Annotated in this window: 6 protein-coding genes; all 6 read left to right on the plus strand. The window is 71.6% G+C overall.

Translation table 11 applies throughout. The annotated features are described in order from the left end of the window. The first annotated feature begins 230 nt into the window (after nt 1–230). The 6 genes from flgE (at nt 231) to HW577_RS18415 (ending at nt 5,971) form a co-directional block, all read left to right on the plus strand. Nucleotides 231–1,523: a flagellar hook protein FlgE gene (flgE, locus tag HW577_RS18390; protein WP_198377599.1), complete on the plus strand. Its 1,293-nt coding sequence runs from the start codon at nt 231–233 to the stop codon at nt 1,521–1,523. Between the two features lie 28 nt (nt 1,524–1,551). Next, entirely contained in the window at nt 1,552–3,081 is a 1,530-nt protein-coding gene (locus HW577_RS18395) for a flagellar hook-associated protein FlgK (protein WP_198377600.1), read from the plus strand. Between the two features lie 3 nt (nt 3,082–3,084). Further along, a complete protein-coding gene (locus tag HW577_RS18400; RefSeq protein WP_198377601.1) occupies nt 3,085–4,149 on the plus strand; it encodes a flagellin in 1,065 nt (354 codons plus the stop codon). A gap of 151 nt (nt 4,150–4,300) precedes the next feature. Continuing rightward, nucleotides 4,301–5,131 carry a flagellin gene (locus HW577_RS18405; protein ID WP_198377602.1) on the plus strand — a complete coding sequence of 277 codons (831 nt, stop codon included), beginning with the start codon at nt 4,301–4,303 and terminating at the stop codon, nt 5,129–5,131. A 66-nt stretch (nt 5,132–5,197) separates the two neighbouring features. Further along, on the plus strand, nt 5,198–5,620 hold the full coding sequence (locus HW577_RS18410; protein WP_198377603.1) for a flagellar biosynthesis repressor FlbT: 423 nt from the start codon (nt 5,198–5,200) through the stop codon (nt 5,618–5,620). Nucleotides 5,621–5,626: 6 nt separating this feature from the next. Beyond that, nucleotides 5,627–5,971 (plus strand): flagellar biosynthesis regulator FlaF, encoded by a 345-nt coding sequence (locus tag HW577_RS18415; protein ID WP_198377604.1) that lies wholly within the window; start codon nt 5,627–5,629, stop codon nt 5,969–5,971. The last annotated feature ends 364 nt before the right edge of the window (nt 5,972–6,335 follow it).

The raw sequence follows: 6,335 nt of genomic DNA on the forward strand, positions 1-6,335 counted from the left end.
CCGCCCTGCCGCAAGGCCCGTGCCAGCGCCGCGCCGCGTGCGGGGCGGCGAGCCCTGCCCGGGGGCGGCACTTCCCGCCGCCCGGACCGGCAAGGGCTGCCGGCCAGGGGCGCCATGGAGCTGGCACAGGGCTTGCGGCATGGCGTGCAAGGCGCGGGGTCCGCGGCCGGCATGGCGCAGTGCGGCGCCGGCCCCGGACCAGCCCGCACCGCCCAGCCACGGAGAGACCGATGTCCCTGTTCGGATCCATGACCACCGCGATCAGCGGCCTTACCGCCCAGGCCCGCGCGCTGGGCCATGTCTCGGACAATGTCGCGAACAGCCAGACCGTCGGCTTCAAGCGCACCGACACGAACTTCGTGTCCTACCTGACCGACAGCACCCAGAGCGTGCACCGCCCCGGCTCGGTCGTGGCGCGGCCGGACTACACCAACACCGTGCAGGGCACGATCGAGCAGTCGGAGAACCCGCTGGCGCTCGCCATCGCGGGGCAGGGCTTCTTCTCCGTCGCGCTGCCGACCGGCACGGCGAACGGCCAGACCACCTTTGACGAGCGCCAGTTCTACACCCGCGCCGGCGACTTCCAGATGGACCGCAACGGCTACATGGTGAACGGGGCGGGGTACTTCCTGCAGGGCTGGCTCGCGGATTCGGCGGGCGAGCCGGACCGCACGCGCATCCAGCCGATCCGCGTCAGCGACCTGGTCTTCAACCCGATCGCGACCGCCAACATCGAGCTGTCGGCCAACCTGCCCGCGGGCGGGACCGACCCCGTCAGCACGCAGTTCAACGTCTATGACAGCCTCGGCTCGCTGCGCGCGATGACCATGACCTGGACGCCGTCGGCGGCAAACACCTGGACGCTCGACGTCTCCTCCCCCGATGCGGGTGGCTCGGTCGGGACCATCGACGTGCAGTTCGGCCAGGCCGCCGCGACGCCGGTCGCGGACGGCACGGTGGGCGACCTTGTCAACGCCACCGGCACCATGACGGGGTCCACCGCCACGCTGGGCGAGCCGGCGACGATCACCTTCACCGCCGATTTCGGCCAGGGCCCGCAGAGCATCACGATCGATGTCGGCGCCTTCGGCGCGGCACGCGGCGTGACGCAATACGCCGGCGACGAATACGTGGTGCGCAACATCGCCCAGGACGGCGTGCCGCTCGGTTCCTTCTCCTCGATCAACATCCGGGAGAACGGCGACACTGCCATCAACTACGACAACGGCCAGTCGCGCGTGATCGCGCGGGTACCGATCACCACCTTCAGCGCGCCGGACCAGCTGCAGCGCCTCGACGGCCAGGCCTTCATGCGCACGCTGGAAAGCGGGGAGGCGCGGACCGCCGACCCGGCCTCGAACGGCGCGGGGCGGCTGGCCATCGGCTCGATCGAACGCTCCAACGTCGACATCGCGAGCGAATTCTCGAAGCTGATCGTCGCCCAGCGCGCCTACACGGCGAACACGCGGATCGTCACCGCGTCGGACGAGATGCTGCAGGACACGATCAACATGCGCCGCTGAGGCGCGCGGCCCCTAGGAACCGTCGGCCATGAGCCTCGACGCCGCCCTGCTCACCGCCCGCTCCGGCATCCTGTACACGCAGCGCTCGCTCGCGGCATCGGCGAACGACGTCGCCAATGCCGAGACCGCGGGCCATACCAAGAAGACCGTCGCGAGCCGCGCCATGGCGCCGGTGGGCGACGGGATCGGCGTGCGCAGCCTCGCGCCCACGCGCGACGTGGACGAGGCGCTGGTCGCGGCCCTCGATTCCCGCCGCGCCGCCTCGGCGGCGGCCGAGGTGCGGGAGAGGCTGCTGCAAGGCGTCGAGACGGCGCATGGCAATCCGGAATTCGGCGAGGGGCTGGGCGACCTGACCGCCGCCCTGCGCACCGGTTTCGAGGATCTGCGCGCCGATCCGGCCGAGGCCGGCCGCCAGGCCGCGCTGGTGCTGGATGCGGAGGCGCTGGCGATCAGGCTCAACGAGATCTCGTCCGCGATCGGCGATGCGCGCCAGCAGGCGCATGACGGCATCGTCACCGAGGTCTCCGTCATCAATGCCGAGCTGCGCGAGATCGCGAGCCTCACTCTCCGCATCAAGGAGCAGATCGCGCTGACCGGCAGCGCGGCGGCGCTGGAGGACGAGCGCGACGCGGCGATCGCGAAGCTGTCGGAATCCCTCGAGGTGCGGGCGCTGAAGCGCGACGACGGGGGCATCGTCCTGGTCGCGCGCAACGGGCTCGTCCTGCCGCTCGACCCGAACCGGGATGCCTTCACGACATCCGATGCGACGCTCGGCCCGGCGGCCTTCCACGGTGGCGGCGGCTCGATCCCCGGCATCATGCTCGGCGGCGTCGACGTGACGCGCAACCTGCTGGGCGGCAGGCTGGCCGAATACATCGCGCTGCGCGACCAGACGCTGCCGCGCTACCAGTCCGAGGTCGACCTCGCCGCCGCGAACATCGCCGCGCGCTTCGAATCGCAGGGTCTGCGGCTGTTCACCGATGCGACCGGCGCAGTACCCGACATCAGCCAGCCCTATGCCGGCAGCGCGCAGGTGGGCTTCGCCGGCGTGTTCCGCGTCAACCCGGACGTCTCGGCCAATCCCGCCCTGCTGCGGGACGGAACGCACGCCGTCTCGGGCAATCCGCTGGGTGCTGCGGACTTCACGCCGAACCCGGCCGGGGGGCCTGCGAGCTTCACCGGGCTGCTCGATCGCATCCTCGACTTCACCTTCGGGACCGAGGCGCAGGCCGGCACGGCCTGGACGGCGATCGCGACCGGCGGGCTCGGGCCGGACGGCACGCTCTCGAGCCCCTTCGGCGCCCCGCCGACCCTCGAAGGCTATGGCGCGCTGCTGAGCGCCGCGCACACCGCCGACCGGGCAGCGGCGACCAGCGCGCGCGAAGGCGCGCAGTCGCTGATGCAAGGGCTTGAGGCGCGCTTCGCCGACCGCTCGGGCGTGAACGTGGACGAGGAGATGGCGGCCATGGTCACGCTCCAGAACGCCTATGCCGCCAATGCCCGGGTGATGAGCACGGTGCAGGCCATGTGGGACGCCCTGCTGGGCGCGGTGAGGTAAGCCATGTCGATGATCGGACCGAGCCGCTGGGCCGATGCGGGTGCCGCCATGCTGCGCACGCGGCTCGACACGCTGAACCGCCAGGTCTCGGACGGGCGCAAGGGCCCGGGCTATGGCGACATCGCGCCCGAGGCCCGGCGCGCCATCGACCTGCGCGCCGACATCGCGCGGCGGGAGGTCTGGCAGGGCACGATCGATCGCACCCTCGCGCGCACCGATGTGACGCAGAAGGCGCTCGGGCGCCTGTCGGACATCGCCACGCAGTTCTACCAGGAAACCATCCGCATGGACGGGGTCAGCGACGTGCGGATCGCCGCCGTCGCGGCACAGGCGCGGGCGGCGATGGCCGAGGTCGCGACCCTGATGAACGAGCGCCATGCCGGCGAATACCTGTTCTCCGGCAGCGACAGCGCGAACCCGCCGATTCCCGACCCGGCGAACATCGCCTCGGCCGGATTCGCGACCGACATCGCGGCCGCCGTGGCGGGCCTGGGCGGCGGAAACGCGGCCGCGGTCGCCGCCGCGACGCTGGCCGCCGCGCAATCCAACGCGGCGGGGACGACGCCCTTCTCGGCCTTCCTGTCTGACCCTGCCGAGGGCCTGACCGAGCCGCGGCGGAGCGTGCCGGCGGCCGAGGGCGACCGGGTCGAATACGGCATCCTCGCCAACCGCAACGCGGTGGCCACGAGCGAGGGCGAGACGACGGGATCCTGGGCGCGCGACATCCTGCGCGGCCTGGCGACGCTCGCGGCGATCGATCCCGCGCAGGCCGAGCTCGGCACCGATTTCACCGCCCTGGTGGCGACGGTGCGCGACGGCTTCCGCAGCGCGATCGACGCGATCGGGGAGGAGCGGGGCGCGCTCGGCGCGGTCGAGCAACGGCTCGAGGCGACGAAGCGGCGGCATGACGAGGTCTCGGTCGCGCTCACGGGGCAGCTCGTGCAGATCGAGGAGGTCGACATGGCCGACACCATTTCCCAGCTGCGCGCGACGCAGACGCAGCTCGAGGCGTCCTATCGCGCCATTTCCTCGCTGTCCGGGCTGACGCTGACCCGGTTCCTCGCCTGACCCGGGAGGAGGGGGCAGGCCTGATCGCGGATTCAGCCTCCCTTAACGTGCCGCAAGGCATTCTCCACTCGACACCGCAAGACGCGGCGCGCAACCCGGCCCCTGCCACGGTCAGAACCGCGGGGGCCATCGGAACCAGGGGAAGACCCCGATGTCTTTGAACTCTGTCAACACCAACATGGGCGCGATGGTCGCGCTGCAGTCCCTCAACCGCACGAATGAGGGCCTGAACACCACGCAGAAGCGGATCTCCACCGGCTTCCGCGTGAACGACGGCAAGGACGACGGCGCCGCCTTCGCGGTGGCCCAGGCCGTGCGCGCGGACGTGGCGGGCCTGAATGCCGCGAACGAGCAGCTCGGCGGCACCAAGGGGATCCTGGACACGGCGCTCGCCGGCCTGACCAAGGTCTCCGACACGATGGTCAAGGTGCGCGAGACGCTGGTGCGCCTGGCCGACGACACGCTGAACGCCGACCAGCGCGCGCAGTACGAAGCGCAGTACACCGCGCTGCGGACGCAGATCACGAACTTCATCGACGACGCGACCTACAACGGCCGCACGCTGCTCTCGACCACGGCTCCGGAAGGCGGCGACATCGCCACCACCCGGAACGAGGCCGCCGACACCTACACGCTGACCGCCGTGGACGGCGCCGGCACGCTGGTGGTCGCGGCGGCGCCGACGACGGCGGCGGGCGCGGTGGCCGCGCTGGCCGATGGCGGCGACTTCGAGACGATCCAGACGGCGATCAGCGACGCGCTGAACACCTTCGGCAGCGACAGCCGCTACATCGACAACCAGATCTCCTACAACAAGACCAAGGCGGATGCGCTTGAATCCGGCCTCGGCGCCCTGATCGACGCCGACCTGGCCAAGGAGTCCGCACGGCTGCAGTCCCTGCAGATCCGCCAGCAGCTCGGCACCCAGGCGCTGTCCATCGCGAACCAGGCGCCGCAGACCCTGCTCAGCCTGTTCCGCTGATCCCGACGACGGCCCCCGGCGCCACGCGCCGGGGGTCGCCTCTTCCACTCCCGCCGGGAGGACAGGATGTCCACGCTGGTGCTTGAACTTCGACAGGGCGACCTGATGGTCGTCAACGGCGCGCCGATACGGTTCCGCAACCGGGCGCGCATCGAACTGACCGCGAAGGCGCGGTTCCTGTTCGGCAAGCAGCTGATGACGCCGGAGGCCGCGAGCACGCCGGCGCGGCGCATCTACTTCGCGTTGCAGACCGCCTATATCGGCGACGACGACGAACGGGAGGCCGGCCTCGATGTCGCCCGCCGCCTGATCACCGAATTCCAGTCCGCCACCACATCGAGCCTCGCGCGCGAGCTGCTTGACCGCGCGCTCGCGGCGGCCGAGGCCGACGAATGCTACCAGGCGCTCAAGCTGGTGCGGCGCGTGATGCGGCATGAGGAGGTCGTCCTCGGCATCGCCCCGGCCGGCGCCATTGCCGCGGAGGACTGACGCCGGATGCTGCTCGATCTTGCGCGCGCCTATGGCGCGACCCGTGCCGCGCGTGACCCGCGCGAGCAGGAGGCGGACATCATCCGCCGCGTGACCTTCGGCCTGCGCGAGGCGCGCGAGCGCGACGACGACATCGCCCGCGTCAAGGCCGTGGCCGACAACCGCCGGCTCTGGCTCGCCATGGAATCGGCGCTGCTGCACCCGTCGAACCAGCTGCCGCAGCAGATGCGCGCGGGCCTCATCTCGCTCGGCCGCATGGTCCAGCGGGAAATGGATGGCGCCGAGCCCGACATGGCGTTCCTGATCGAAGTGAACGAGCAGGTGGCCGAAGGCCTCGCCGGCCGCGCCTGAAGGGCGCGCGGCCGGGTCGTCGACCCACCGCCTGGCGCAACGCAGGACATCGGCGCCCGGGATGCCCGCCGCCGATCCCGCCGGTCATGGGGTGGCGGTGGTCCATGCCCGCCTGGGCATGCCGTGCTTCGCCGCCATTCCTGCCTGCCCGGCCTTGGGCCGGAGGAACGGGATTCAGCGCCGCGCATCAGCGATCGCCGACGCAGACCCCGAGTTGTCCAGGAAAGCCGGGCCTCACGGTTGCTGACCCGCGCTGCCGGCGTGGCCGCTCCGCGACGCAGATCCGTGTCGACGTCGGCGTTCGGGGCCGTCAGGCGGCGTCGGGCGCCGCCGGCGCGGCGGGTGGGGGCGGCGGCGGCGCTGG

This window comes from Neoroseomonas rubea (assembly GCF_016106015.1).
GTDB lineage: Bacteria > Pseudomonadota > Alphaproteobacteria > Acetobacterales > Acetobacteraceae > Neoroseomonas > Neoroseomonas rubea.

Excerpts from the sequence above, each read along its gene's own strand:
- flgE (WP_198377599.1), top strand. The coding sequence starts at position 231 with ATGTCCCTGTTCGGATCCATGACCACCGCGATCAGCGGCCTTACCGCC.
- HW577_RS18395 (WP_198377600.1), top strand. The coding sequence starts at position 1,552 with ATGAGCCTCGACGCCGCCCTGCTCACCGCCCGCTCCGGCATCCTGTAC.
- HW577_RS18405 (WP_198377602.1), top strand. The coding sequence starts at position 4,301 with ATGTCTTTGAACTCTGTCAACACCAACATGGGCGCGATGGTCGCGCTG.
- HW577_RS18415 (WP_198377604.1), top strand. The coding sequence starts at position 5,627 with ATGCTGCTCGATCTTGCGCGCGCCTATGGCGCGACCCGTGCCGCGCGT.
- HW577_RS18400 (WP_198377601.1), top strand. The coding sequence starts at position 3,085 with ATGTCGATGATCGGACCGAGCCGCTGGGCCGATGCGGGTGCCGCCATG.
- HW577_RS18410 (WP_198377603.1), top strand. The coding sequence starts at position 5,198 with ATGTCCACGCTGGTGCTTGAACTTCGACAGGGCGACCTGATGGTCGTC.